Source organism: Mucilaginibacter sp. UR6-1 (assembly GCF_020880975.1).
Taxonomy (GTDB): Bacteria; Bacteroidota; Bacteroidia; order Sphingobacteriales; family Sphingobacteriaceae; genus Mucilaginibacter.
The window spans coordinates 456,156-482,942 of sequence record NZ_JAJIWP010000001.1; the positions used below are offsets into that span (position 1 = coordinate 456,156).

A 26,787-nucleotide genomic window follows, 5' to 3' on the forward strand; every position below is an offset into this window, starting at 1 on the left:
CTTCACTGCTAAAATATGAGTCACCATTAATTTAGCTCGTAGATGTTGTTATGCCGCCTGGCCTCCTGAACACGATCCCGGATCGTTTCAATCAGATCGGTGCGGGGTATGCCGGTGAACTGCAGTACGGGCGTTTCTGAATCGGTACTCTTCAGGATGACGTTCATCAGTCCGAGCAATTGTAATCCCAACGGCCGGGTAATAATGTAGTCTTTGATCCGGTACAGCTCCAGTTCATCGGTACGTTTGAAAAAGATACCGCGGCTGGTTTGAATGGTTTCCATCCCGATATGATAGCGGTTGCTCCTTATCCAGAGCAGCCTGTACCAGGCGAAGCCAAGCACGGCGAGGCTGAAGAAAACAAAGTATGGCGAACTGTACCAGGCGAGGACCAGAAAGGCCAGTGATAGCAGGATAAAATGGCATATTTTCAGAATGGCGAAAGTCATCGCCGGGCGGAGGGTAATATCATTGTTCGTTGTCATAGCGCAGTTGGTCTAAAAAAGTATCAAAGCGCACGGGCTTGCGTGTCCGGATGCCGGTGCGTAGGGATGCCGCCTTCTCAAACATGTTCAGACTGATCTTGTCCGCAGGCAGTTCAATGGTCTGGGTTTTCAGCCGGAGCTGAACATTGCCTTTGTTCCAGAAAGGCCTTACAGGCCGTCCCCTGATACCGGCTGCAATCACGATATCGGCCAGCCGGCCGCAGAGGTCATTCGGGAAAACAAGCGTGATCTTTCTTTTCAGGCAGTACCTGTTGATCCAGCGCAGCTGTTCGGGCTGCGGCCGAAGGCCGACAGCAATAAAGGAAAGTGAGCCGTCAGCCGGATGCCGCCAGGCATTCAGCGCCATATAGGCAATGGCTTCCATCGCGCTGGAACTGATGATCAGTTCTGTAGCGGGGTATTTGCCGGACATCCACAGGTCGCTGCTTACGGGAACATGGTGAAAACCGGGGCCGTATATTTCCTGCTCGTCACCATAACTGAAGCAAAGATCCCGCAGGTCAAAAAAAGCCTGGAGTTCCGTCGAAACTCCAAGCTTAGTTAATAAATCATGCATTAACGCGAGTACCGGTTTTTATCAAAACGGATATGGGCATTATCCGCGACCGGCCGTTCGTTCTCCAGGTCTTCCATGGCACTATGGTAACCGGGACTCTGTATTTCGCTTTCCCGGGGGTCATGCTTTTTTCCGAAAGCTGCATTCAGCCCCTGGTAGACCATATAGGAAAGCCCGCCATCGACAAGTATCGAAGCGATCAGCGCCAGCCTGTTCGAGCGGATACCGTTGGAATCACTTCCCGAATAATTGAGCACGGTACCATCGGCCAGTTTTACTTCCCTGCCTTTGCGGTAGGCTTCCTTTTGTGCAGGGGTCAGAAACTCACTGTTTATCATATCCGGTACCAGTATTTTTTCGGTATCAGAAACAATGAATTCGCGGGTTTCCGGGTCGTATTCGACCAGTACTTCCTTTTTGTTGCCCTTTTTGTCCGTTGTTACTTTCAGCAGGCTGGCCACTTCCCCCTTTTCAAGCTGCCGGGCCTCGTTTTCGTCCAGGAAATCGGGGGTAGCGGGCTTACGGTAGATCGGGTGTATCAGGAGGTCTGTTTTTCCCTGCTCATTTCTGCGCAGGGAAATTTTGGCATCAATGGCCTTGATCCTGATATCCGCTGTTTCGAGATTTTCGAGGTGCAGCATTTCCGTGCGCCGCCCGGAAAGCAGCGCCTTCAGGTCGTTCACATTCAGCAGGAGCTGTCCGCCTGAGGCCAGCCCGATCGTTTCCAGATCCTTGATCGGAAGTTCGTGTTCCTTGAAACTGATGAGGTTCATGTTACCTGCCAATTTTATGCGTCTGTTCTGTTTCACCTGCTATCTCCAGATCCGCCGAATGCGATGGGCCCTGCGGATTGTTCCTGGCCTCAACGAGGTTGAGGAACACCTTGTCTGTCGGCTTTACCTTAAAGCGTTCGCCGGTATCGGCTTTTTCGATCTCGAAGGATTTCCCTTTTTTATCCAGCACCTTGTAGGTCGTATCGTTATAGGCGATCTCTTCGCCTTTACGCAGTGTATTACTGACCGCGGCACCTTCTTTCTCCTCGCGTTTCTGGCCGGCATTCAGCAGGATACCGACGATCTTCTGCGCATCTGCTGCCGCGCGCGACAGCTCAAAAGGTTCATCTTTCAGGATCTTTGACCAGGCACCGGTATAGGCGGCATGCTGCCCGAAACTGTGGCCGATCTTCAGTTCGCCGCCGATCAGCATGGCGGCAGTTGCCGCACGGAGTTCTTCACGGGCATAATCCATTGAAGCGAACCTTCCCTCCATGGGGCGGTTCAGCCGGCTTTCGTGCCCGGTCCAGTGTGCCAGCTGGTGAATGGCGGCCTGCAAATATTTGGTTTCGTTCTCAAAGGCTTCCCGTTCCGGCAGGTGGATCTCATCTTTTGCTTTGTCGTAATAGGCTTCATGCCCGCCGTGCACAATGACCGCGCCGGTTTCGGCGATCAGTTTTTCCGCACGTTCGACCGGGGACAGCGGCTGCTGTTCTGCTGCGGCTTTCAGGAAATCCTCCAGCGGCGGGATATCGCGTATCTGTTCTGCGTTGAACAAAAAGGCTTTTCCATTCTGAACCTTATCAAATTCGACCGTTTTGGTTTGGGTCACGCCGGCATCGTCCTTGACTTTGGCCCCGTCCGGTGTACGGATGGCCTGGATCTCGCTGCGTTTCGGGAAATTGATCAGGGTGCCTTTTGAACCCTCTTTAACCAGGTAGCCGTTAAAGCTTGCGGCATCGGCAGACATCCAGCGGGGATCGTCATGGCCGCGCATGGAAAGGTTCAGCGCGTTAAGGGCGCTGTAGCCCTTGCCGGTAATCGGGTTAACCGGGGTTACGAACGCCGGCCTGCCGTTATCCTTCACCGGTTTTTGATACGGTGAAGTTCCGGCCTTGAATTCCGCGATCAGCTTTTCTGCAAGCTGCGCGTAAAGCGGTTTGAAGTTTTTACTCATGACTTTTTGTATTGATTAAATGATAAATGAATTCGAGGGGGTCGACCCAGCGCCCTCCGGCGCGGATCGAAAAATGCAGGTGTTCACCGGTAACACGGCCCGTCTTCCCGGTAATACCGATGGGCTGCCCGGCAGTGACGGTATCAGCCGCTGAAACGAATACCTGGCTCAGGTGACCGTAAACGGAACTGAAGTCCGCATGTGCAAGAATGATATGGATACCTGCCCGTTCATCACAGGCCACGGAATAAACGACAGCGTCGGCCAGCGCGTAAACCGTATCCGATCTCGCGCGGAAATCCACGCCGTTATGAAAAGCGTAAAGCCCGGTAACAGGATGGTGCCGGTAGCCGAAAGGAGAGCTGATCTGCAGGCTGGCCAGCGGAAGGCAGATGAGGAAATAAGTCAGTGCTTTCATCGGCCGATATATTGATTATGTTTAATCCCGAGGGTTTCCTGTACGGATACCAGGCTGGCCGGCCAGATGGCGGGATTGTCCCGTGCGATTTCCAGCGCATTCCAGATATCTGTACTGCGGCCGAGATCCTGTAAGGTGGCGATCTTAAAAAGGTCTTTGTAATCATTGAGTGTCGCGGCATTGGTGCCGCCTGATTCCCGCGAAAATATCTGCTCGCGCTCCTTCAGCAGGAAAAGCGCATCAGCCGGATATACGGCTTCTGCTTCGTCGGTAAAGCGCAGGTAAATTTCGTTCTGCGGTTCGTCGACATAGGCGACGATGCCGATATCGCCTTCGCGTCCGGCAGGGTGGTTCTCAAGGTTCGGGTGTACCAGTACGAGGGTACCCAGCAGTTCCTGATTTGTCATTTTGATCTGAGTTTAGAGGGGTTCGGCGGCGGCTTAAAGAGCGCCACCATATCTTCGATCTCCTGGCCGATGCGGTTAAAGTTCTGGCGGAGTATCTCGTCCCTGCGGCCTTTGAAATTGTAGTAGGCAGGTAAGGGACGGTAGTTCTTTTCTTCCAGGGCGATCTCCGCCATATCAAGGTTAATCCGGCAGTTGACGGCCGAGGTCTCGAATTGCCCGGTAAACTTTTCCTGAGCATCTGCGGCGATCACGCCCACCATTTCTCCGGCGTTGAGCGAAGCGATCTTGCCGGCCGGTATCAGCACTTCCAGTTTTTCATTGAGGGAGGTAGATGTCTTTGCGCGGTCTATGGAAAGGCCTTCGCCGATCTGCTTGGATTTGCCGAACAGGCGCTCCAGCCATTCCAGGGTTTCCTTGTTGCGAACGGACCCGGAAAGCACATTGCCGACCACCGCGGTGATCGTAGCTGCCGTGTCCTTGCCATACTGCTGACTGAACTGCGGCAGTTCCTGCAGTCCCATCAGCACCGCAACCTTGTTGCTCCTGGCCGTTGCGATCAGGTTCTCGACCTTGTGCACGAAAAGTGTGGGCACTTCGTCCACGATCAGGGCGGAAGGCAGGTTGCCCTTGGTGTTGATCAGTTTGGTCAGGCGGTTAATGACGATGGAATAACAGGCGGAATTGATGTTCTGCGTATTCGGGTCGTTAGCGAGTACCAGCATCCCCGGATTGGCTTTGGCCGATATTTTCAGGTCGAAGTCGTCTCCGGAAAATACCCAGTAGGTTTCCTTGGTCGCCAGCCGGCTGATGAATATCTTCAGCGTACCGATCTGTCCTTCGAGCTGGTCGAATGCCTTGGCATTATAAGCGCTCATAAAGGGAGACATGAGCGAACGCAGTTCGCCTTCAGAAACAAGCACGTTGAAGATCTCTTCATAGGTGCGATTGAGCATGGCCAGCACATGCGGCAGGCTGGAATATTTACCGCCGGAATACTTGCTCAGGAAATAGATACAGGATGCCAGGAAGTTAATGGCCGACTGGGTAAAGAACTGATCGCTGCCGCCGGAACGGTCGCCTTTTTTCAGGGCTTCCACCAGGGCCTCGGCAGTTTCCGCCGCGTCGGCGAGCGTCCGGATATAATCCGCCCGCCAGGGATTGATGCGGCGGCTTTTTTCCGGGTCGTCCAGGTTCAGCACGTGAAACTGAAACCCGGCAAGCTTACCGGCTTTTTTGGCTTTCAGGTAATGGAAATAGGCGATCTGCCCGAGGTCAGGGAATTTGAAATCATAGAGACAAACCGCGAATTCCTTGGCGATCAGCTGCCGGATGAACGGGTTGACGATAGAAAAGCTCTTACCCGAGCCCGGTGTACCGATCACGATCGTGCCGCGAAACACATTGCAGATGTTGATCCAGCCCGGCCTGACCTTCCGTTCGAAATAAAACAGCATCGGGATATTGACCGAGTACGGCGTTTCCACCTTTTTCTGCGGCTGCATAAAGCTTTCCGCTTCGGTATTCCATTTATCCTTACCCAGTCCGGAACGGATCATCTTGGAGATGTTATCCATGGACAGGCTGGTGAGTATTGCCCCGGCAAAAGAAAAAGTGATATACACCAGGTCCCACCACCGGGTAAAGGCAAATGCAAGGGGGGAAGCACGGCCCTGAAAAACCATGCTGCCAAAAAACATCAGCAGCCCAAGGGCCAGCGGATAAATGATCTGTTTTTTAGGGTCAAGTTCCGTGTCCTTTTTAGACAGGGTGCCGACGCTCACCAGGCAGATCAGGCCGAAGGTCGTCAGTTTGCTGAACAGCAAACTCCTGTAGATCACGATATGGCTGATCCTTTCCAAAGGCGTAAAAAAAATGCCCCAGAAAGGGGCATCACGGTAAATAAAAATGGCGGCTTCCAGCGCTACTGACAGGTAAATGCCGCATTGCAGAAAGCCATGCAGCTTCTGCTGTTCACGTGTTTCTTCCATAAATAAAGGTTAAATAGCTGCCCAGGTCGCTGGTGCTCAGCGTTTCAGGCCGCCGTAGTTCAGATCCTGCTCCTCCTCATCATCATTTTGGTCAGGATTCATGCGGATCACGTCGTTGCCGGCCTGTTCTTCATTTTCCCGGATCTTACGTGTGATCTCGTCTTCCAGGCGGGCAAGTTCCAGCTTCATGTCAGCCAGTTCTTTTTCCTGCGTGAAGGGCTTTTCGGTCAGCGCCCTGATTTCGGGAATCTCTTTGTCAAGCTTATCCAGCTTATCACGGTACTTTACTACCAGCGAACCGACATGATCGATGGCCTGCAGGAAATACCGTGCAGCGGTTTTCGGGTTATCCGTATTCGGGGCACCGTTGCTGCGCATGTATCTGATCCCGGTCTCCCGGCTCTCGGCGAAGAGGCCGGCGACGTGCTCATATTTGCTGCCCTGATCGGTTTGTACCCAGGCCATTTCTCTTTTTACTTTTAGGTCAAAGCCATACAGTTCTCCGAGTTTATGTTCCTGCTGCTGCGGGTTTTCCGGCCGCCACTTCCTGTAGATGGCAATAAAGTATTTGCCGATGTCCGCCGGTTCGGTTTCCTTCCGGCCGGGTAAACTTACCGGGTTCAGCTTGTTACCCTTGTCATCGAGGCGAAGCGCCTTGTTATAGGCGGCTTCATCCTTCTCCAGTTTCGCCAGCATGGAAACGGTATCGGCTCTTTGCTTTTCCTTATCCTCCAGCAGGTAACGGCTGCGGGCAACATCTTTAAAGTGGGATGAGCGGTAACCTTCCAGCTCAGTAACCTTTTTTTCGGCTTTGGTCTTTTCGAGCAGTGAGGTATCGCCGGAAAGAATGGCGATATACTCTGAAAAGTTCATCCCGCTTTGTTCATCCATCGCACCTTCGTCGATGATGCGTTTGCTCAGTTCAGAGTTTTTCATCTGGCTGATGAAGGTCTGCTTGTTCTTCAGGAGATTGAACTTGTAGTTGTCCAGCGACTGTTCTACGGCGTAGATGTAATTGCGCACCCTGTTACCGGAAAGCAGTTTGGCCAGCCAGTTGCCCTGCCTTGCGCCGCGGCCATCCCGTTGCTCCAGTTCGGAGGGTTTCCAGGGAATATCCAGGTGGTGCATGGCAACCACACGCTGCTGAACATTCAGGCCGGTTCCGGCTTTTTCGGTACTGCCGATCAGAATACGGATCTGGCCGGCGTTCATTCTGGCGAACAGTTCCGGTTTGCGTTTATCCGTCCAGTCATGGATGAAGGTGACCTCTGCTGCGGGGATATCGAAGTCGCTGACCAGCTTATCGCGGAGTGCATCATAGACGTTGAAGCCGTCCGGCTTAGGGGTGCCGATATCACTGAAGATGATCTGCGTACCGCGGTGCTCCATGCTGTCACGGTATTCGCGCGCCACATTGCTGGCGCAGATACTGACCTTGTTCCCGGGGTCGTCGCCGTATTCATCCGCATTGATCAGGCGCATATCGACCGCCATTTTTTTGGCATAATTGGTCGCGATCAGCATACGACCGATGTCCTCGCTTTTGGTCAGCGGTTCCCGACCGATCAGGGTGGCATCGCCGGTTTTGGCAAAAAGCATCAGCAGTTTGGTGAACACCTTCTGGCTGCTTGTCGGCGGAATATTGACCAGCACCTCATCGATCTGCGGCTTATCCAGACTGATATGTCTGGCCGTTTTGTAATCGGTGATCTCGTTATAGAACCGGGCGAGTTCCGGCACTTTGATGAAGTAGCGGAACCTTTCTTTTGCCCTGATCTCGTTCGTGACGCTGAACTCGAAATCAACCGTTTTGCGGGCATAAACTGCCGCCCAGGCATCAAAGTTGCTGATCCGCTGCCGCTCCATTTCATTAGGGCGCAGATATTTGAAGATGAGGTACATCTCGGTCAGGCTGTTAGAGATCGGTGTCCCGGAAAGAAAAGTGACACACAGATCTGACCGGAATTTATCCTGCAGCGTCCGCACCGCAAAAAGCATATTGAGTGCTTTCTGACTTCCGGCGATATTTCCGAGCCCAGCCACCCGGTTATGCCGGGTGGTAAAGGTCAGGTTCTTAAATTTATGTGATTCATCGATAAACAGGTGGTCGACCTCCATTTCCTGAAAGTTGATACCGGTATCTTTGCGCGTATCGATCGCATGGCTCACCGCGTTGAGCTGCACCTGCAGGTTATTCTTGCGTATTTCCAGGCCCTTGAGCATGGCCCGGTTAATGGTGGTGCCGAGTGTCGCGAGCGTTGCCAGGTCACGGCTGATATTGTCAAGTTCCGTCCGGAAGATTTCCCGCTGTATCTCCGGCGACTGCGGGATCATCCCGAACTGGTCGTGGGTCAGGATAACGCAATCCCAGTTATTGTTTTTGATCTCATGGAACAGGCGCTGCCTGCGAGATGGCAGGTAATCATTTTCGCCGGGTGCCAGGATCTTCGCATTGGGATAAGCTGTCCGGAAGGTATCCCGGATGGCGCTCACGTTGGCTTTCAGGGCAAGGATCATCGGTTTATGGATCAGGCCGAGTCTTTTCATTTCCATTGCGGCAACGATCATGGTCAGCGTTTTGCCAAGCCCGACCTCATGATCGATCAGCGCACCACGGTTCTGGATGATACGCCAGGCAGCATCTTTTTGCGAATCGTAAAGGCCCGGTATCTTCAGCGCTTTCAGGTCGAGCCCCGGAAAGGTCAGGTGGCTGCCGTTATATTCCCGGAGCACGTAACAGTTGAAGGTCTCGTTGTATAGTTTTTCGATGTGCTGCTTATCCGCTGCGGGCAGTTCCTTCAGCCATTCGTTGTAGCGGCTGCGGATCATTTCAATCTTGCGGTGGGCATTTTGAATCGCTTCGGTATCCGGTACCCGTTTGATCTTACCCTTTTCGTATTCTACCGGATAAGTAATATTCGGCGTGGTGTTTTCCAGGGCATGCTCCAGCAGGGTTTTCCCGGTGATCCTGTCGCTTTGCTTCGGAACCACCGCGAATTCAGTATCCGTGGTCGTGTTGCCTTTACTGTAATTTACCTTGAACGTATCGACCGACGGGAAATAATGGATCTCCGTATCCACCTGGAACAGGTCACTGGCAAATGCCTCATAGTAATGAATGGGCAGCCAGCGTTCACCGAGGTTAAAGTCCAGCAGTTCAAAAGGAATATGCTGCGGCTGGACCCGGCGTATAGCGGTCAGGCTGCGCAGGAGCTGGAAATTTTCCGGGTCTGCAGCTGCATAGCGTTCAGCGGCCCGCAGTTTGGCAACAACGTTGCCTGATAAATAACCGTCGGTAGTTTCCCAGCGGTCTTTCTCCGGGTCGAAGAGTATCTGCTTTTCGAGGCGGTAGATCACATCATCGTGATTAAGCCCTGTCAGCTGCCCGATCCGGTCGATATCCACACGGCCGGTTTCGTTAAGGCAGCGCGCGAGCGCATCGGCAGGGTCGTCGATCTGCTCCCGTTTCGCCGGCGGAAATACCGGTTCCCGGAATATATCGGACGGCACGAACTTTTCCCCGCTCTTCCGTTCGAGGGATGCCAGCATTTTGAAGCCGAAGGCCAGGTCGGCCGCGATGCGCGCCCTGTTTTGCGGTTTATTCAGTAAGCCATGCTTTTCGGTGAAGGCACGATACAGGCGGTTCAGCGCCCCGCGCATTTCCGGAAAAGCGATGCGGTTTTCTGCTTCAGAACGGAATAGTTCCAGGTAGGTATCCCGCAGCGGCACATAAGCCCGGTAGAACGGCAGGTTTTCCTGCGAGTCCAGCGGCGTGAAGGCCGCTTCGCCATTCCCCGGCTGGCCGATCAGCCCGGCCTTCCCATCCAAGATGACCAGTGTGTCTTTTTCGTAAAACGAGCGCAGGTCAGTAAAAGCCTTCGGCCTGTCGGGCATGATCCTGAATGCGGCTTCGAGGCTGGTGTCGCCTTCGTACCGGAAATCGTAAGCAAAGTACTTCAGTTTGCCGGACAGCTTATCCAGTTCATTGCCGAGCGTCATGCCGTTCATCCAGCGGGCAGGCACGGAAACTTCGGCCACATTGCTGAACAGTTTGTACAGATAGCGCCCGTTCTGTCTGGCCCTCGCCGTCAGCATCACAATGCTGTCATGTGCCGGGCGTGCGGTTGTCCGGACCGTACTGATCAGCCTGGCGGTTGCCGCGTCCACGGTCGCCCTGTCCGGTTCATCCAGGTAGGATGCCGCCTTATTGTTATTTTCGGCAGGTACCGTATCGAACAATCCGAGCTGCCCGGTCGCCGCTTCAGCCGATACTTCCGGCACAGGGAGAAAAGTAAACCTGCGCCCGGCAGCCTGTTCCTGCTGAAAACGGATGGACTGCCATTTTTCATAGTTAAAGTTCTTTGAAAGCCCGGCGGCTATCTCAGAACGCAGGGCGTTCGCAATGTCGTTCATATCGCCGTTCTGCCAGGTCATCAGCGAGGGCTGCCCGTAAGCGTTGGTATCTTCCAGCACTTCGTCTCCAAGCATCAGGCCGGCATTTTCGGCCAGGTAGGCATTCAGGTGATAGGCACCTTTGGGGCCTGATCTGTCAATGGTCGCGATCAGCAGCGCCTCCGCTTCGCTGAGTGCCTCCTTGCCGTCATTTTTCTGTACGATCAGCAGATGGGTACCCACTTCCACATTCGCATTCTCTTTCATCAGGTTGGCCGGTAATGCGGCCAGGCTCACCAGGTCGGCTGAGGTAAAAAGATATTTACGCGCGGCGTCATTGGCCGGCGTGTTGAGGAACCCGTCGGTTACGAGATAAGCCAGCAAACCTCCGTCGGCCAGTTTCTCCAGGCCTTTGGCAAAGAAATAGTTGTGTATGCGGGAGGTGATGCCGCTGCCGCCGTAAGCAGGGTCATGCACCGAAAAGTTGCCGAACGGGATATTGCTGATCACCAGGTCGGACATCCCTTTCTCATGGGGGCCGGTTTCTTCAAGGCCTTTGATCTGTACGCTGATCTTCGGACTGAGTGCCTGTGCCAGTGTCGCAAGTATGCGGCCGGTCAGGACATCCTTTTCCACCGCGATGATACTTTCGATCTCCGGGAATGCCCGCAGCGCCGCGGTTATAAAAACACCTGCCCCGGCACTCGGTTCGTAAAGCCTGCGCGGGAAAACGGCATGGTCTGCCAGTGCACCATAGATCGCATGGGGTATGATCTCCGGTGTATAAAAAGCGGTAGCCGTACTGCTGATCATAGCGTGGTAGGCCCTTTTGTAGTCTGCCGACGACAGTTTGCCTTCCAGCAGTTCATGCAGCTGCATAATGCCGGGCCGCATTTTGAGGTCTGCCTGTGAGATATCGTAAGCCTGCCATTCGGCTTCGGTTCCGGGGGGAAATAATACCGCTTTGATGCCGCCGAACCCCGCATAATTCTGAAGTGCAGCGATCTCTTCAGGAGAAAGTTGCTGCCCGATATAATTCAGCGCGATGCTGATGGCCGATAGATTATCAGCCAGTTTTTTACTGCTGTTAAATGCCATAGCTATTCCTCCTGTAAATAATCCGCGATGGTTCCGATCACTTCGTACCGGAGGTATCTATCGTCCTCATCCAGCCCGGTGAGCAGCGGGGCGCAGAGCTCCTGGATATTGGTGAGTTCGTAATGCAGGATGCCGAGATTGATAAAGCGCAGGTAAACCCCCAGGAATTCCTGCTCCAGCACGAGCCTGAGGTAGTCGTAGGCTGTCAGGTTTGTCATAAGGGTCAGTTTGGGAGTGAATCCGCATCGAGTATATCCTGCCAGGATATTCTGAGTGTAAGGATGCGGCCTGATAGCTGCTTTTCGCTGAGTTCAGCGAGCAGCACTTTATTACCCGGGAAACTCATTTTCTTAAAGACGAAAATATTCCGGTAGGCTTTAGAGAAGGAGGGGGTGCTGAACAGCACGAATTCGGGTTTGAGTTCGAACGACTGGACATTGGAAGCCCTGTTCACTTTTTTGTCGTCTATGCGGAAACGGAAATCCGCTATATCGTACCTCAGGCGGGTGGTATTTTTATAACCGATGTCGAGAAAAATATAATCTCCGAGGGTGTAAACATGGTTGAGCTGCCCGGTCAGGCCGAATGCCTTTACCTTTTCCATTCTTTTTTCGGGTTTTCGCGAGATCAGGCCGAGCGCCATGCGCTTCAGCTCGTTTTCTGAAAAACCTATACCGGAAATATCGAGCGGGCGGGTATCTGCGGGGCTGATCTCGATCGCTGTGTTACCCGCCGCTTCACCCGGAACGATGCGGTATTCCGCAATAAATTTTTCGCCGGCGATGGTGACGAAGGCACCGGTAAAACCTGAAACGGAATCTTTGAGCCGGAGCCTGAAAACGTTTTTGAGGGGAAGATCTCCCGTCAGGTCTTTGGAAGAGATATCCACGTATTGTATGCGTTCTGGTGATATAAAATGAAGGTTGAGGTTTTTGGAAATATTGATTGCCGGCTGTGCGTACAGGAAATACGGGCACAGCAGGGCCAGGTAAAAAAGAAACTTTTTCATGGTCGGGTTTTTAATGATGTTAAGCGGATGATCAGAAATGGCCAAAAAGGCCGGATCAGTAGGACTTCTGCGTGTTTTGCAGCGCGTCCGTATCGATGAGATAGATATAGGAATTGTATTTCATTTTTGCCTTGTTCTTGCGGATTACCCCCGCAATGGCGGAAGAGGTCGACTGGAACAGTTTGTCCACGGAACTCATCAGGAACTGGCTCCCGGTAGCATTCCCGTCAATGGTCACACCCTGAACAGAGTTGCTGCCCAGATCTTTGGTGAATTCCCGGAACGCGGATGAGGGCACATACAGCCCGGGCAGGCCATCAAGGTCATACACGTCAAGTTTCACGGGCAGGATCCGGCCTTCCGACAGGATGGTGCTGATCGACAGAGTCACCCGCTGTTCGGAAAAGCCGCTGATCTGGGCGAACAGGAAAGTGCCTTTCGGGATGGAGAAGCCGCCGGCGCGGATATCCTCCAGCAAACGGAGGCGGAGCCTTGAGCCAGCATAGCCGGTCACGTTCTCATCGATCACGGCCGTGATGAATTTGTTTTCGGCAGGCGGCCTGACCGTGTTGAAATCCGCTGGCAATTCGTCCGCACGGCTGACGGTCAGCTTCTTTTCCGCTGCTTTCAGCTGTGCAATTTTCGCGGCATGCTGTTGTTTTTGTTTTTCCGCTTTCAGGGCCGGGTCGTTCTCCCTGCTCAGGCTGTCCATATAAGCCATCTGCATTTTAAAGACATCCATCGGGTCCCGTTCCCGGTTGACAGGCGGCAGGGGCCGGTTCACCGGCTGCCGTTGAGGCATGACATTCAGCCTGGCGGCAATCGCCTTGTCCTTTATTACAGTTGCCGGCGCATTGAATTTCGCTTTCATGGCCCGGTCAATCGAATCGAGCATTCGTTTTTCGCGGCCGGTGTAACTATCCCTAAAGCTGGCATTACTGCTGACTTCCTTCGGGATCACATTGACGGCGGAATAGCCATCGGCTTCCTTGTAGGTATTCCGGTAAGCATTCAGTTTGTCGTCCAGCTCTTTTTTGCGCACGACTGCAGAAACATTGCCGACACTGCCGTTCAGGCCGGCCTGCTGTTTCGCTTCAGCCGGCGGTTTGCTGAAGGTACTCTGCCAGACATAAAAAAAGAGGAAGAGGAAAGGCAGCGCAAGCAGTGGCAGCACATACTTGGGCTGTTTAAAGTTGATGTTCATGATGATCTGTTATTTAAGTTGTTGAATCTGCTGCAGGCGGCTGAGCACGCTGTCAAGCAGCAGGCTGTCTGCGGCATTCAGCTGCTTCCCGGAGGTCAGACTGTCGACCGTCTTTTTCAGCCGGATGGTCTCCCGGAGTTTACCGGCAGTTGCCATGATCTGGCTGAAACCATCGGAAAATACGGCGGGAGCTTTAGCCGGTTGTTTAGTCCCGGAGGTATCGGGGTGCCGGAAGACCGTAAAGGAAATCGCTGCCGACAGCAGCAGCAGGATGAGCATCCCCGAATATGCGGCTTTCGGGTTTCGGGACAGCAGCGACCTGCAAGCCCCGGTCAGCTTTTCGAACCAGGGCCGGAACTCTTTGCGCAGTTCACTGTACAGCGTATCCCTTGGATCGCGGTCAGAATGTATTTTTCTCCACATCTTCGAGGTCTTTATTTTCCAATGTTTTCCAGCCGGTGATGAGCACACCATGCGGGTTATTATCGCTGCGGGGGATGTCTTTCAGGTAGCCTTCCGTAATTAGCGAACGGACAACGGTAGAACTGCGCCGGTCGATTTTGAGCTTGCCGTAGTACCGGAAATAATGTTTCGGCATGTCGAGTGCAATGGAATCCGTTTCCAGCGTCAGCACGGAACTGGAGGATAGTATCGAGTTGAAGAACCCTTTCTCCTTCAGGTCATTGTACTGCTGCATCCCGGATTCATCGATGAGGTACATGGCTTTCTTCATCTGGTATTCCATGTAATTATCATCGGGCGTCAGCGAGAAAAACAGAGAATGAAACAGGTCCACGTGTGCACGGTATTCCGCAGGCCGGTTCATCTGCATGTCTGTCTGCCTGGCGAGTATCGGTACACTTTTGTCCAGTATATAAATACTTTTCTGTGCATTGGAGACCAGCCGGTAGGCGTAAAAGCTGTTGATGCCGACAATGATTAATGCGCTGAGCAGGCTGCCCGCCGAAATAAACATCGCCAGCCTGATCTTGGCTTCGATATTTTTGATGATCATAAGTTCTGATGATTAGGGTTAAAAGAAACTGCCGGCGACCTTACGCGCTGCACCGGTTACCGTTCCTGCACTGCGGCCGAAGGTTGAGGCAGCCGAACTGATGCCGGAAGTGGAGATGATCCAGGTGGAGATGCTCGGAACCGTGAACATACAGATGGCACCGATCAGGAAAACAATGATGACGGTGCCGAAGGACAGCACGCCATTACCGGCGAACCAGGCCATCTTTTCCAGATTGGCACTCATCCCGTTCTCGCCGACAAGCTCTTTATATTTGCTGATCTCCGAGGTCAGCGCATATTCCTGCATCAGGCCGCAGAGGTACATAATCAGGTAGGCAATTCCTGAATAAAGGTTGACTGAAACGAAACGGGCGATCCAAGTGCTGAAACTGTCGCGGAAAGCCGGGAGAATACTCACGGATACGGCAAAGGGACCGAGAATGATAAGAATGGATGAATAGATGATCTGCAGCATGAAGATGATGTAGACCGCAAGACGAAGTATCCAGATCCCCATCAGTTCCAGTGCCTGCGTAAACAGCAGCTGCATGCCGACGGTGAGCCGGTTCTTCAGTTCGAGCAGCGGCGATACGACGGTGCTGATCCCCTGTTTAACGGTGCTGGTCACGGCATCCCAGGCCTGTCCGTACCAGGTATCGCTTTCTTTCGCTGCGACCTCTGTCTGCGCCTGATAGGTATACAGCGAGTTGGCAACGGCCAGCATGAGTTCGGACCGGTTAAGGCGAAGGTTGTTAACGACCGTTTGTTCGCTTTTGAACATCTGTTCCGTCTGGTTGGCAACCAGGTCGGTGGGGAAGGCGATGACCTTGACAAAAATCCCCCACCACAAGATGACCATCGCCAGGCCAAAGGGCCGCAGCAGCGGCATGATCTCCATTTTCTTGTCGCCGACCATCATTTCATAGGAGCGGATCGCAAAAAAAATGATCATAAAAATGGCCGCCAGTGCTTTGGCGTCAGCGATGAAAAGATCGAAATGCGTCCATATGGAATCTTTCAGCCCTTTCAGGAACACCATCACGCCGGTCTCATAGACACCATCCCCCTGGAGATATTCCAGGGTCTTGCCGGTACCGTTGTCCGCGTAAGCCGCCGTCATCCCGGATGACAGCAGCAGGAAGAGTAATAATTTTTTCATCAGTGAACGTGCTGAAGTACTTGCCTGGCGATCTGTATATCCGTTTGCGGTGTCCAGTCCGGTGCGGATGTCGTACGGTTATGTAATTGCTGCTGTTGTTTTTCCATAGTAAGGGTCATTTGCGCCGAAGCGGTACGTATCGCCCAGACACCGGCCAGCCGGCGGTATTCATTCAGCAGCCGGAAATAAGCCATGATCCGCGAGCCGCGTTCCATGTCTGCGGAATGTGCGCCGTCGATGCGCTCTTTCAGCCGGTCCAGCTCATTCCGGTACCAGTCGTACATGCCTTCTGAAACCAGCCTTGCACTGACCTGCGGACTCAGCCCGCCGAGGATAGTTGCCGCGGAATGCTCCAGTACGGGTTTGAACTCGCGGCTGTAGTAGAGCGCCCAGAGCGGGTCCGCCCCGGTGACCAGCCCGGTCGTCCCTGCGATCTCGGCAACGGCGGTCGTCCGGACGGTATCCGACTCTTTTTTGTACTTATTGTCGATGCCGTTCATCGTGCCGACCAATGCGAGGCGCTGGCTCTGGGGGCCGTTCGCGCTCAGGGGGCGCAGATCGTTTTTATGGTAATTGGGATAAAAGAACCCCCAGGTCAGCCAGTACCAGGGATTCAGTCCGAGAAAGCCGGGGGTAGGGGTGAACTTTTTCTGATCCCATTGTTTATAAACCATCCGTTCCTGCTGGTAACGGATATTTTTGTCAACCACGTAAGATTGGGCAATGCCGGACGCCGCACAGCAAAATGCGGCCAGCGTAAGATAGATCGTCTTTTTCATGTTAAATTGAATTTAGTTTAGTGCTTCAGGTATTTGGCGTTACTGATGATCCGACCGACCAGTTCCCGGTCACGGCTGACATAGGCAGCAAAGGGATTAAGCGAAGCGATGATGCCGCGTTCTTTTGCCCAGAACATCGCTTTCCAGGCACCGTAGGCCAGCCCGTCCAGGATCTGCAGTTCCCGGGTCACCCTGCGGAGCAGTTCATCGCGGGCAGCATAGTCGGCCAGTACGTTGCTGCCCTCTTTGAGGACAAACCCGGAAACGTCGGTAACGAGTGCAAGGGCCCGGCTTTTCATTTCTCCGGACATGCGGCCCGCAAAAACGAGCAGCGCAGGATCGGTTCGCGCCATCGCCAGTGCCTGGTTGATATACCCGGTCATATCGGCGATGATGACCGCCATGTTCTTCACTTCCAAACCGTTCTTCAGTGCGGAATTGACATTCGACAAGGCATTGTAGATCATGGTTTGGGCAAGGATAACGGAACCGACATTGGTATTGAGGTCATTGATGTTATCGTTGATCTTTCCGAGATAGCTGGCATGGGCCGATTCAGCTGAACTCCGGACAACTCCGTTCTCCGTAACGGCAATGGCATGCTGCACATCGATCACATATTCCTGCGCCCTGGCAGAAACGAAAAACCCGGTCAGCAACAGTAGATAAAGGCGCTTTTTCATTGTTTCAGGTATCTGGCGTTTTGAATGATCGCTGACGCGATATTTTTGTCAGCATCGATGAAGTTCTGAAAAGGATTGGCCGCACGCAGTAATGCTGCCATGTTCGAATACTGCATCATGCCCAGCATGTTTCCCGAGAGCTCCTGAATCGTACTGAGTTCCGACAGGACAAAATCGAAAAGCATTTTCCGGTCAGAAGGCTTCATCCGGTTAATATCGCCGGCAGCAAGGGAAAGCCCGGCAATATAAGTGATCAGGCTGCGGGCTTTTTCCGCGAACTGTAAAGCAGACGGGTAACCGATCGCGGCAAGGGCCGGTGTTTTTTCGGCCAGTTCCACGATCTCTTTTTCATTGCTGACGATCCTGCTGACCATCGGTGAACCATAGATCCCGATCTGGGCGACATCGATCGCGGTACCCAGCGTGTTGTACCGTTGCTGTATCGTCCGGTAAACACCTTTAAGTTTGGCCAGCAGGGTCAGGTTGGCCTGTTCGTTTGCGGTCGTCAGCGCCTGCCCATTCCTGGCTTTCACCTGTAATTTGTTCTCGGAAACGGATTCATTGACCAGCTGGTGGATGCCGATGATATTGATCGTGCTGCGCTGGGCCAAAACATGCTGCCCGGTCAGGGCAATGCCGATAAGTAAGAATAAAGCTTTCATTTTTTCAGGTATTTGGCGTTACTGAGTACATCATTGGCAATGCGGACATCAGTGTTCTGCCATTCCGCCCAGGGGTTGAGCGACCGGAAGATACCGTTGAGCCTTGCCCAGTACATGGCGCGGTTCATGCCATAGGCGATGCCGCGCAGGATGCGCATTTCTTCGGCGATGTGATTAAGCAGCTTTCCGCGTTCGCCGGAATCCATCAGGTTATTTGTACCGCCTTTAAGCACGAATGAGCTGACGTCTGCCGCCAGCATATAGGCACGCGTCTGAAAATCCCGGGCGCCCTGTTCGGCGAACAGCAGCAATACCGGATTGGACCGTGCGATCCGCACGGAACTTTCCACGTCGCTGACAATGTCACTGCCGCATTCGGCGATCTCCTTAATGGTATTCAGGCTGCTGATCACGGCGGCGACCTGGCTTAAGCCGTTATAGATCTTACTCTGAAGATTATTGACAATTAACAGCTGTCCGCTTACGGCCAGCTGCCCTTTCTGGATCAGGTCCAGGCGGTTGTTGGTGGTATTCAGCTGGCCGTTAATGATGCCGGCATTGACCGCGATAGCGCCGGTAACAGCGGGATCGACCACCAGTTTCTGGGCAAAGCAGGCCCGGGCGAGCAGCCAGGGCAATAAAATAATAAGGTATTTCATAGTATTCAGTGTTGGTTAACGTTTCGGATGAATTGCGGCAGGGACAGCCCGCTCTGCCGGAAATCGGCAACGAAGGCATCAAGCCCGTCCGCGTAGGAACCGAACCTGCCGGTATAACTTTCTACAGCAGATTTTTCAGGTTTCTCGGTGGTATAGGTCAGGTATTGTTCGAGGGAAACTTCGACACCGTAAACTTCACCGGATGAACCCCGCCGGATATACACCTCCTTGAACCTGCCGCGTCCTTCCGTATTGTCCAGCTGGTTGATGGTAAATATCTTCCGGCGTTCGGTTTCACTGATGGACAGCAGCGCGGCGATCTCCTTATAGTTATCCCTGAACTTGGTTTGATCAAGCAGGCAGATGGTATCCGAATTGCTGATGATACTATCCTTGACAACGGCATTACCGATGATGTCGCCGAGCTCCTGGGTTACCACGATGGCCTCGCCCCAGAACTTGCGGACAGTTTTGTAGAGATACAGCAGGTAGCCGGCCATCAGCGGGCTGGCGATCGCTTTCCAGGCTTCCTCGACCACCAGGGTTTTGCGGCGGTCGGAACGGTAGCGCATTTTCTGGATGAATACATCCATGATGATGAGCGTGACGATCGGGAAGAGGATCTTGTGCTCCTTGATCGAATCGATCTCAAAAACGATAAACTTTTCGGTAAAGAGCGACTTGTCGGCTTCCTTGTTAAGGATCGGCGCGAATTCGCCTCCCTTATAGAATTTTTTCAGCACGTAGCGGAACTCATCGAAATCGAACAGGATCTTTTCCTCGGCTTTGATCTCGGGAATTTTGACCAGTGCGAATTCATAAAAGGTATCGAATTTCAGGTCGCCGCCGTCCGAAAAGAACCTGCTGTAATAGGCGGATAATACGTTAGCCACCACATCGCGCTCTACCGGGCTGAAAGCGCCTTCGGCACCTTTCCAGGCCACGCCGATCAGCGTACATAGGAAGTCCTTCTTCTCTATATTGTATTCCTCTTCCGTCATCCGGAAGGGGTTCATCGTGATGGGCGACCTGTCCGTGTAGGTAATGTATTTCCCGTTGTAATAGGAACAAAGCCCGGAATAGGAATGCCCGGTGTCGACGATGACCATATCCATATTGTACAGCATGTACTGTTCGATCAGCGCATTCATGAAAAAGCTTTTGCCGGATCCGCTGGGCCCGAGCACGAATTTGTTGCGGTTGTTGATGCGCCCTGTCCGCATGGGCAGGTCTGCCGGGTCCATACCGACGGGAACACCCTGACGGTCGGTAAACCGGATCAGGAAATCTGAAGGCTCATCCCTTGGCAGCGATTCCTTAAAGAAAAAGCAGGCTGCGGCGTCGGCGGTGGTCAGGAACCAGTCGTAAGGTTTGAGTTCCACCGCATTGCCGGGCAGGCTGCTGCGGAAGAGTTCCAGCTGGTTATAGGCATTTTTGCTGGGAATGATGCCCAGCTGAAAAAGTGAACTTTCAATAAAGTTGGCGGCTTTTTGCAGGTTCTCCGCGGGCGCAGCGACAAGGATATTAAAGTGGCAGTTGACCAGCAGCTGGTTTTCCCTGGCTACATCGGTCAGCAGCAGATCGATATCTTCCACGCATAACTGGTTGGCAGGATCCGGGATGCCGGAATGCCGCTTCTTCTTTTGCTCCAGTTTCCGGAGGGTCATCGTTTGATTCGGTATCTCGATCACCTGGTGATAGACCACCGCATCGGTTCCGGGAACCTTAAAGAGAAAGGAAAGAAAGTCCACCGGAAATCCCCGGATGCTTTCCTTATCGTTCAGTTCGATGTGTGTGCCCACTTCCGGCGGGAGGTCTATGCTGTCAATGTTAACCAGGCTGATACTCCGGATGGCCTTGCCGCCGCTGCGTATCTCCGTATCTGCCGGTGCCAGGTTATCGAGGCTGATAGGGCCGCCGCTGAAATTCAGGCCCAGTATCTGCATGACCAGTTTGTTGATACCGGCCTCGTCCAGCACGGCCGGAGCGGGCAGGAGTCCAAGCACCTTGCCCGCGGCCTGCCGGAATTCGCGCAGTACTTTAGCATCGTAGACGAAGAATGCCCCTTTTCTGACCTGCCGGGTAATGGTGAGGTAGGTTTCGACCCGCAGGCATTCCCGGCCTTCAAAGTGCCGGTTGTACTTTTGCTGCAGGTATTCGCCGCTTTGCCCGGCTTTCCAGGCGGCACGGCTGACGATATCATGTTTCTGGATAAGGTAACCGTCGCCCAATACCTTGACGATGTTGAGCAGCAGGTTGTGGAATTCGTCATAGCCTGCCGGGTATGCAGAATAGCGGATAACGGGATTGATGATCCGGATAACGACCGAACATTCCCCGTTCTTGCCGATGAGCAGATCGTATTCGCCGCTTTTGTCTATGCCCGCATAGGGAATATCAAAGCGTGTTTTTACGGCCATAGTGATTGATGATATTGATGCCGGTTAGGCGGCTTTTGGCGTGGAGTCCGCCTTTCTGCTTTCCGGCAGTGAAAAGCAGTCCGCCGACAATGCAGCCGATCAGCACAAGTGCGCCGAGCCACATATTGATAAGGGACATGGTGAGTGCCCCGAGTACAAGTCCCGCAAGCAGGAAGCCGAGGCCCCAGTAGATGAATTTCCCTTTAAAGCCTTTGAATATAAGGGGCTTCTGCAGCCCCTTATAAACAGGATACTTCCTCGCCATATTACAGGCCGAAGAAAGCTTTGATCACCAGTGCGGATACCACCAGGAATACGCAGGAACCGCCCCAGCCCATCAGCTCTTTGTTGATGTCCTGGTCACCGGAATTCCATTTGGAATAAACGCGGATGGCACCGACAATACCGACGATACCGCCGATCACCAGCGTGATGTTGGTTACGGGAGCTACATAGGTTTTGAGCGTTGAGGTTGCCGTGTTCAGGCCGTTAACGCCGCTTTGTGCCATGGCGGGTACCGACAGGGCCAGGAGGATCGCTGCTGCCCACAGTTGTTTCGTTTTGTTAAACATTAAATAAGGGAATGAGAAATCAGGCAGTGACCTTTTAAGGGCAACCGGGAGGTTACCGTTGCAGAGACCCGGTGTTCAGATCACGAAATACACCGGCAAATACCCGTCAGGGATATCGTACAGCAGTTTGCTGTGCTGGAAAGTTAATCAGGGATTTCTTCGCTGCCCCCGGACAGCGGAATGCTTATCAGGCTTTCAGATGCCAAACAGGGCACTCAGAAAAGCGCCCGCGAGTAACATAAAAAATGCTGCGTAGAACCAGGCGGCAATGTCGGCATCGATATGGTGTTTACCCATCTGCCAGTTGTGATAGATCTTCACTGCACCGGTAAGCCCCAGGATGGTGGCCAGCACAAGTGAAAGATCAAAGGCCGAAAAGTAATCCGCGGCGAGTTCATCACGCGCCTGCTGCATTTCCGAAATACCCGGCTGCGCCGCTGCACCCAGTGCGAGCAGGCAGACAAACAGGGTAAGCGAAAATTTCATGGTCAGAAGCTTACCGGGCGGATGTATTCAATGGCCTCTTCTCGGGCCAGGCTGAACAGCTGTTTAAGACTGACCCCACCGGAAGAGAGCACCGATGCATCATATATTTCCGGCTGTGGCGCGGAAATTTCCTGCGCAGGTTCGGCATCTTCATCAAAGGAAATGATTTCGGACTTTTCGTCCGGGGGCAGTTTCCCGCTGCGCAGAAAGTCCCAAAGCAGGACAGCGCCATAATAGGCCAGGTATATCACACTCAGCCAGAGTATAAATTTCATCCAGTTCATAAGTCGTTGTTTTGAATAAATTGTTTGATCGTGGCTTTCAGTTCCGGACAGGTGTCGAACAGGTTTTTGACGGCAAAGGACACGAGGCGTGTTACTTCAATGCCGGTTGCCATCTTAAACTGGTTCATGGTGCGAACGGTCTTTGCGTCAAAGCGCGCGTGTACCATGCTTTTATTATTGCTGTTGTCGTAGGCAAGCATATCGGCAATGATCTGCGGCAGTTCCTTCGGTTTCGTTTTTCTTTCCGTTTTCGCCTTCCTGTCCGGCTTAAGTTCAGGTTCACCGGGTGCCGGATTAACCAGCTGTTCCCGTATCTGGTCTGCCAGTGATTTCATGTTTTCCATAGAGGTGCTCGGTATAGATCTGTTCAAGAACGGGGTTAATTACAGGCTGCAGGCTGACGGGTGTGTAGAATGTACTGACCCGCTGGAAGTCGATCCTGTCAGGAAGCACCGGGGTGACCCGGCCAAATTTAGAAAGCTGTTCATCCACTTCCTGCATGATCTCGTAGCGGGCATTCGACTTGATACGGTTAGGGACGAACACCATGCTGATAAGGGGATTGATCCTTTTCATCACGACCGTAAACAGCACGGTGGACTGGAAGGTGAATTCATCATAGGAGAACGGGCAGATGACCAGGTCGGCGGAATTAAAGACCGGGATCAGCCCGTCATCATCCAGTTTGCCGGGCAGGTCGATGAGTACGACAGCCTTTTCATTTTTACCGAGCAAACCCCTGAGGTAGGGGTAACTCTCCAGGTTGGCAGGAACCACGTCATAGGGTTCTGCATTTTCAAGGATCTTCGCCTTTTCGAATTTCTGTGCGATCGACTGCTGGTAGTCCATGTCAATGACGGTGACGGGACAGCTTTTTTCCAGCGTCAGGTAATTAGCCAGCACGAGTGCAAGCGTACTTTTCCCCGCGCCGCCTTTTTGGTTTCCGATTATTATTATCATAGTTCATAGGAATTGTTATCTGGTATTGGTGCGGGCTTTCCTTTGCCGTCTCCGGCCCATCCCGTGTATCTGCTGATCGTCCACGTCATCGGCAATACTGACCGGCGGGACATAAACCGGGGTTTCTGCCGCTGCGACTTCGGCCTGTATTCCGGTTTCTTTACCGGCCGGCCCGGCAGGCACGCCGGCTGTGAGCATCAGTTCTTTCAGCGGCAGCACTTCGCTGCCCTTGAAAACCATTTTGGCCCCGTGGTCGATAATGGAATAGCCATACGGCTTCTGACCTTCTGCGGAATGAAATATAAGTTCGATCCGGTAATTCTCCTTCAGGAACGATGCGAATCCGGGTCGGTGTTTGTGCTGCCTCAGCAGCGCAGCGATTCCGGCTGCATGCCGCTTGTCCGGAACATAGCCTTCTATTTTATCCCTGATCTGCTGTTCATCGGGGTCTGTACCCGGAAAGCCTCCCGATTCCAGGATCATGCAAAACTGCGCACGGGTACTGAACCTGTACTGCATGGCCATTTCGTAGCCCAGTACCTTATTGATATTCCGCTGAGCCCTCACATGTTCATAAGCACTGCTGATCTTTTTACCGTCGCGCCCCACGCGGCTGCTAACGATGTGAACGTGGTTGTTACCGGTGTCCTTATGGTAAACGATCAGGTACGGCTGATCGCCATAGCCCATTTCTTTCAGCCAGCTTTCGGCGATTCCGGTCAGTGTAACCTTATCGTATGACCGCCCCCTGCCCGATATCACCGCATGGAACTGTGGCAGCCTGACATGCTTATTCAATGCGGAAAGCGCCGTCAGGTAATTGATATAGTCTTTGGGTTTAAGCTGACCAAGTGACTGCAGCGAACCGAAATTCGCCGTCTTCATCAGTTCACCCTTGTTCTTATCTATTTTCCGGGTATTGTAACTCACCCCCGTAAAGCCTGCAGCAGGTGCCAGTATCTTCACAATCATGGTATCAAATTAGAACTGCACATTGTTAAGGCCGGTACCTTTCCACCGCAGCGATGGTATCATGAATGGCACCGCCATGACTGAAAAGGGCGATCTTCTCCAGTTTAAAATCCCTGCTTTTACCCATAACTACGGAATGGTAACCGAAGGTGATGACGAGGCCGCCGGGTACAAGTACGCGGGGAATCGCATCTTTCAACTGACGGAAAGGACTGCAGACCATGCCTTTATAAAGTTCCATACTCTTTCGGTAGGCATAGGGCGGATCAAGCAGGATCGTATTGAACCTGCCGCCGTTCCAGGATAACAGAAACTGCAGCGCGTCCAGGTGGTACGCAGCCGGCATTTCCGGATCGAGATCGTTCCGGATTTCATTCACTTTCAAGCGCGTCTTACCGGCGAACAGGTTCAATACCTGCCCTTCACAGGTTCTTTCCACCCATTCCCGCAGCGGCCTGATTTGAAAGGTATAGCGGTTAAGCGGACACCTGAAATGCTCGAAGGTAGGCATGGGCTGGAATTAAAAAGAAAATGGGTACCGGTTCATGGAGGGACAGCCGGGCAGGGGTATCAACTGAACGGTAGCATTTAATAACGCTGTAACCCGGTACAGGGGCAGCGATAGAACTTCAGCATTAAAGCGCGATGTAACCAGGTAACCGGATACCGTTAGATCAGGAGAGCTGCTGAACAGCTGATCAGGATAACCCGGTAACCCGGCACCTTCCTATCCAAGCATCCGGGCGGTTTGGTAACAATGGGCCAGGCTACCAAAATAACGACGGATCGGGCTATCCGTCCGGCACCATAACCCGCTAACGATTGAACCGTGTAACCCGGTAACCCGGTACCGGTATAACAGCAGAACGCGGTAAATTGATAACGCTGCCGCTTGATAACAAGCTAAAATCGTAACAATGCATCAGGCTATCGCAGGAACAGGAATGCAGTAGAACCGGATATCATTTCCCCATCAGCCGGATGATCTTCCTCAGCGAGGTTTCCAGCAAGCGCTGGATGGCAATATATTCTTCCATCAACCGGTTAAAGTTACCGATGACCTGTGGCGGCACGCTTCCCTGAAGTTTTAAAGTATTGGCATGTTTAGCCAGCTGGTTGATATTGTTGCCCGAGCGGCCAAGTTCAGCCCCGGCTTTGTCCAGCACTTTCAGCAGCTCAGCCCCATTGACAATGATCCGGCCGGCATCGTTCAGGACCCGCATCCGCAATATTTCGGTTTTGCTGATCCCGAATTCCTTTTCCATCGCAATGATCAGGTCATATTCTTCCTGTGTAAACCGGACATCCAGCTTTTTCACCCGTTTGCCGTTTCCGAGTTTTGGCCTTCCCTGAAGCCTTTTCTGATCAGCCATAAAGAAAAACGAGTTGCGAAGTTTTGACCAGTCCCCCGGAGGGGCAAGATTCTTTTTGTCCGACAAAAAGACATCTTGCCCGAACGAAATCAAAGTGATTTCGGATTATGGTGAACTGCGTAATGGGCAGGACAGCCCCTTAGACTGAGCGGCCCCTGGGGCCGTCGCCCGATGCAGGAAGCAGGCGTTCAGCCTTGAGCCCTGCGACCAGCTTGTCGTTGTAATCGTTGAATTTTTCATAGGCTCCCGAACGGTCCGAGGCATAGGGCAATGCTTTGATAAAGTCCTTAGTCGCATGAAGCCCGGCAGTATCCCTGTCGAGAAACAGGTCTATGGCCGGGTACTTGATGGCCTGCCTGATGCCTTCTGCCAGCAAGGAAAGGGTATTCAGGACAATAACACTTTGTGACGCCCCCCGGCGCTCCCTCAGCCAGCTGAGGTAATTCATATAGCCTTCAAAAACGGCGACCGATTTCGGATCGCCGGGGATAATGCTGATGGCCTTTTGGCCGAGGCAGCCTTTAAAATAGCGGTTACGGACCTCCCAGCTTCCGGCCTCATTTTTCCACCCGGCAGCAAAAAACTGCTTCTTTTCGCCTTTCTCGTTCTTGACGTGGTAATACACTTCATTCAGCCGGTTTTTGGCGATGTCAAAAACGCCGCGGCTTTGCAGGTAAGCGGTTATCGCCGGGTGAGTGCCTATCGTTTTGATACTTTCGATCACATAGTTGCGTGTCCTGACCGGCAGGCGTGGCCTGGCCTCCCTGCGTACAGGCGGACCCATGTTGCAGGCCACCTGGATCTTTTCTACGACCTCATTAAATTTCAGATCGGGCCAGCAGGCCAGTCCAAGGTCAATAATGTTCCCGCCTTTGCCGGTTCCGTGGTCATACCAGGCACCCAGTTTATCGTCCACGCTGAAGGAAGGATCATTGTCGCCTTCCCTGAGCATACTCCTGTACATGTATTCCTTGCCGAACTTTTTTACAGGTTCGAAGCCTAGACGGCTGAGCAGGTCGACGATCGAAGCCTGTTCTTTGAGCTCTTTCGCGTTCAATAGTTGCGTCATGATATTTACAGCTAAATATGAAGTACCCCGGAGCACTCCGGGCCAGTACCGGCAGCGGGTAACGAACCCGTTCAATCCGCTTCTGCCGGTATATATTTTCGGGACTACTCACGTCGGCATCTACATGCCGGGCCTTCGCCTGCCAATGCGTTTTCGGTATCTTG

At 52.9% G+C, this 26,787-nt stretch carries 29 protein-coding genes; all 29 read right to left on the reverse strand.

The window, feature by feature from the left end:
- Positions 1-26: 26 nt before the first annotated feature.
- Positions 27-485 (reverse strand): PH domain-containing protein, encoded by a 459-nt coding sequence (locus LJ707_RS02055; RefSeq protein ID WP_228949067.1) that lies wholly within the window; start codon positions 483-485, stop codon positions 27-29.
- Positions 469-1,062, reverse strand: coding sequence for a hypothetical protein (locus LJ707_RS02060; RefSeq protein ID WP_228949068.1), 594 nt, complete (start codon positions 1,060-1,062; stop codon positions 469-471). Before LJ707_RS02060 ends, LJ707_RS02055 begins: the two co-directional genes overlap by 17 nt.
- On the reverse strand, positions 1,062-1,835 hold the full coding sequence (locus tag LJ707_RS02065; RefSeq protein ID WP_228949069.1) for a DUF4099 domain-containing protein: 774 nt from the start codon (positions 1,833-1,835) through the stop codon (positions 1,062-1,064). Before LJ707_RS02065 ends, LJ707_RS02060 begins: the two co-directional genes overlap by 1 nt.
- A gap of 1 nt (position 1,836) precedes the next feature.
- A complete protein-coding gene (locus LJ707_RS02070; RefSeq protein ID WP_228949070.1) occupies positions 1,837-3,012 on the reverse strand; it encodes an ArdC family protein in 1,176 nt (391 codons plus the stop codon).
- A complete protein-coding gene (locus LJ707_RS02075; RefSeq protein ID WP_228949071.1) occupies positions 3,005-3,430 on the reverse strand; it encodes a M23 family metallopeptidase in 426 nt (141 codons plus the stop codon). The genes LJ707_RS02070 and LJ707_RS02075 overlap by 8 nt, the downstream gene beginning before the upstream one ends.
- Positions 3,427-3,837: a hypothetical protein gene (locus LJ707_RS02080; protein ID WP_228949072.1), complete on the reverse strand. Its 411-nt coding sequence runs from the start codon at positions 3,835-3,837 to the stop codon at positions 3,427-3,429. The genes LJ707_RS02075 and LJ707_RS02080 overlap by 4 nt, the downstream gene beginning before the upstream one ends.
- Positions 3,834-5,825, reverse strand: a complete 1,992-nt coding sequence (locus LJ707_RS02085) for a type IV secretion system DNA-binding domain-containing protein (protein ID WP_228949073.1) — start codon at positions 5,823-5,825, stop codon at positions 3,834-3,836. Before LJ707_RS02085 ends, LJ707_RS02080 begins: the two co-directional genes overlap by 4 nt.
- Before the next feature lie 36 nt (positions 5,826-5,861).
- Entirely contained in the window at positions 5,862-11,315 is a 5,454-nt protein-coding gene (locus LJ707_RS02090; RefSeq protein WP_228949074.1) for a helicase-related protein, read from the reverse strand.
- A gap of 2 nt (positions 11,316-11,317) precedes the next feature.
- Positions 11,318-11,533, reverse strand: a complete 216-nt coding sequence (locus LJ707_RS02095; protein WP_228949075.1) for a hypothetical protein — start codon at positions 11,531-11,533, stop codon at positions 11,318-11,320.
- A gap of 5 nt (positions 11,534-11,538) precedes the next feature.
- Complete coding sequence (locus LJ707_RS02100; RefSeq protein WP_228949076.1) at positions 11,539-12,324, reverse strand: DUF4138 domain-containing protein; 786 nt, start codon at positions 12,322-12,324, stop codon at positions 11,539-11,541.
- 55 nt (positions 12,325-12,379) lie between these two features.
- Entirely contained in the window at positions 12,380-13,528 is a 1,149-nt protein-coding gene (gene traM / locus LJ707_RS02105; protein ID WP_228949077.1) for a conjugative transposon protein TraM, read from the reverse strand.
- A 9-nt stretch (positions 13,529-13,537) separates the two neighbouring features.
- Positions 13,538-13,951: a hypothetical protein gene (locus LJ707_RS02110; RefSeq protein ID WP_228949078.1), complete on the reverse strand. Its 414-nt coding sequence runs from the start codon at positions 13,949-13,951 to the stop codon at positions 13,538-13,540.
- Positions 13,929-14,543: a conjugative transposon protein TraK gene (gene traK / locus LJ707_RS02115; protein WP_228949079.1), complete on the reverse strand. Its 615-nt coding sequence runs from the start codon at positions 14,541-14,543 to the stop codon at positions 13,929-13,931. The genes LJ707_RS02110 and traK overlap by 23 nt, the downstream gene beginning before the upstream one ends.
- An 18-nt stretch (positions 14,544-14,561) precedes the next feature.
- Positions 14,562-15,704, reverse strand: coding sequence for a plasmid transfer protein (locus LJ707_RS02120; RefSeq protein ID WP_370632363.1), 1,143 nt, complete (start codon positions 15,702-15,704; stop codon positions 14,562-14,564).
- Positions 15,704-16,483, reverse strand: a complete 780-nt coding sequence (locus tag LJ707_RS02125; protein WP_228949080.1) for a hypothetical protein — start codon at positions 16,481-16,483, stop codon at positions 15,704-15,706. The genes LJ707_RS02120 and LJ707_RS02125 overlap by 1 nt, the downstream gene beginning before the upstream one ends.
- Before the next feature lie 17 nt (positions 16,484-16,500).
- A complete protein-coding gene (locus LJ707_RS02130) occupies positions 16,501-17,166 on the reverse strand; it encodes a hypothetical protein (RefSeq protein ID WP_228949081.1) in 666 nt (221 codons plus the stop codon).
- Positions 17,163-17,828, reverse strand: coding sequence for a hypothetical protein (locus LJ707_RS02135; RefSeq protein ID WP_228949082.1), 666 nt, complete (start codon positions 17,826-17,828; stop codon positions 17,163-17,165). The genes LJ707_RS02130 and LJ707_RS02135 overlap by 4 nt, the downstream gene beginning before the upstream one ends.
- Positions 17,825-18,487 (reverse strand): hypothetical protein, encoded by a 663-nt coding sequence (locus LJ707_RS02140; RefSeq protein ID WP_228949083.1) that lies wholly within the window; start codon positions 18,485-18,487, stop codon positions 17,825-17,827. The genes LJ707_RS02135 and LJ707_RS02140 overlap by 4 nt, the downstream gene beginning before the upstream one ends.
- Before the next feature lie 5 nt (positions 18,488-18,492).
- Positions 18,493-20,907, reverse strand: a complete 2,415-nt coding sequence (locus LJ707_RS02145; protein ID WP_228949084.1) for a TraG family conjugative transposon ATPase — start codon at positions 20,905-20,907, stop codon at positions 18,493-18,495.
- Positions 20,885-21,172 (reverse strand): plasmid transfer protein, encoded by a 288-nt coding sequence (locus LJ707_RS02150; RefSeq protein WP_228949085.1) that lies wholly within the window; start codon positions 21,170-21,172, stop codon positions 20,885-20,887. The genes LJ707_RS02145 and LJ707_RS02150 overlap by 23 nt, the downstream gene beginning before the upstream one ends.
- A gap of 1 nt (position 21,173) precedes the next feature.
- Positions 21,174-21,479, reverse strand: coding sequence for a DUF4134 domain-containing protein (locus LJ707_RS02155; protein WP_228949086.1), 306 nt, complete (start codon positions 21,477-21,479; stop codon positions 21,174-21,176).
- Between the two features lie 195 nt (positions 21,480-21,674).
- Positions 21,675-21,965: a DUF4134 family protein gene (locus tag LJ707_RS02160; protein ID WP_228949087.1), complete on the reverse strand. Its 291-nt coding sequence runs from the start codon at positions 21,963-21,965 to the stop codon at positions 21,675-21,677.
- Between the two features lie 2 nt (positions 21,966-21,967).
- Positions 21,968-22,249: a hypothetical protein gene (locus LJ707_RS02165; protein ID WP_228949088.1), complete on the reverse strand. Its 282-nt coding sequence runs from the start codon at positions 22,247-22,249 to the stop codon at positions 21,968-21,970.
- Positions 22,246-22,593 (reverse strand): hypothetical protein, encoded by a 348-nt coding sequence (locus tag LJ707_RS02170; RefSeq protein ID WP_228949089.1) that lies wholly within the window; start codon positions 22,591-22,593, stop codon positions 22,246-22,248. The genes LJ707_RS02165 and LJ707_RS02170 overlap by 4 nt, the downstream gene beginning before the upstream one ends.
- Positions 22,544-23,209 carry a ParA family protein gene (locus tag LJ707_RS02175; protein WP_228949090.1) on the reverse strand — a complete coding sequence of 222 codons (666 nt, stop codon included), beginning with the start codon at positions 23,207-23,209 and terminating at the stop codon, positions 22,544-22,546. Before LJ707_RS02175 ends, LJ707_RS02170 begins: the two co-directional genes overlap by 50 nt.
- Before the next feature lie 15 nt (positions 23,210-23,224).
- Positions 23,225-24,181, reverse strand: coding sequence for a relaxase/mobilization nuclease domain-containing protein (locus LJ707_RS02180; protein ID WP_228949091.1), 957 nt, complete (start codon positions 24,179-24,181; stop codon positions 23,225-23,227).
- A 25-nt stretch (positions 24,182-24,206) separates the two neighbouring features.
- Entirely contained in the window at positions 24,207-24,527 is a 321-nt protein-coding gene (locus LJ707_RS02185; RefSeq protein ID WP_228949092.1) for a hypothetical protein, read from the reverse strand.
- A 616-nt stretch (positions 24,528-25,143) separates the two neighbouring features.
- Positions 25,144-25,554 (reverse strand): plasmid mobilization relaxosome protein MobC, encoded by a 411-nt coding sequence (gene mobC / locus LJ707_RS02190; protein ID WP_228949093.1) that lies wholly within the window; start codon positions 25,552-25,554, stop codon positions 25,144-25,146.
- A 139-nt stretch (positions 25,555-25,693) separates the two neighbouring features.
- Entirely contained in the window at positions 25,694-26,623 is a 930-nt protein-coding gene (locus LJ707_RS02195) for a toprim domain-containing protein (RefSeq protein ID WP_228949094.1), read from the reverse strand.
- Positions 26,624-26,787 lie beyond the last annotated feature (164 nt).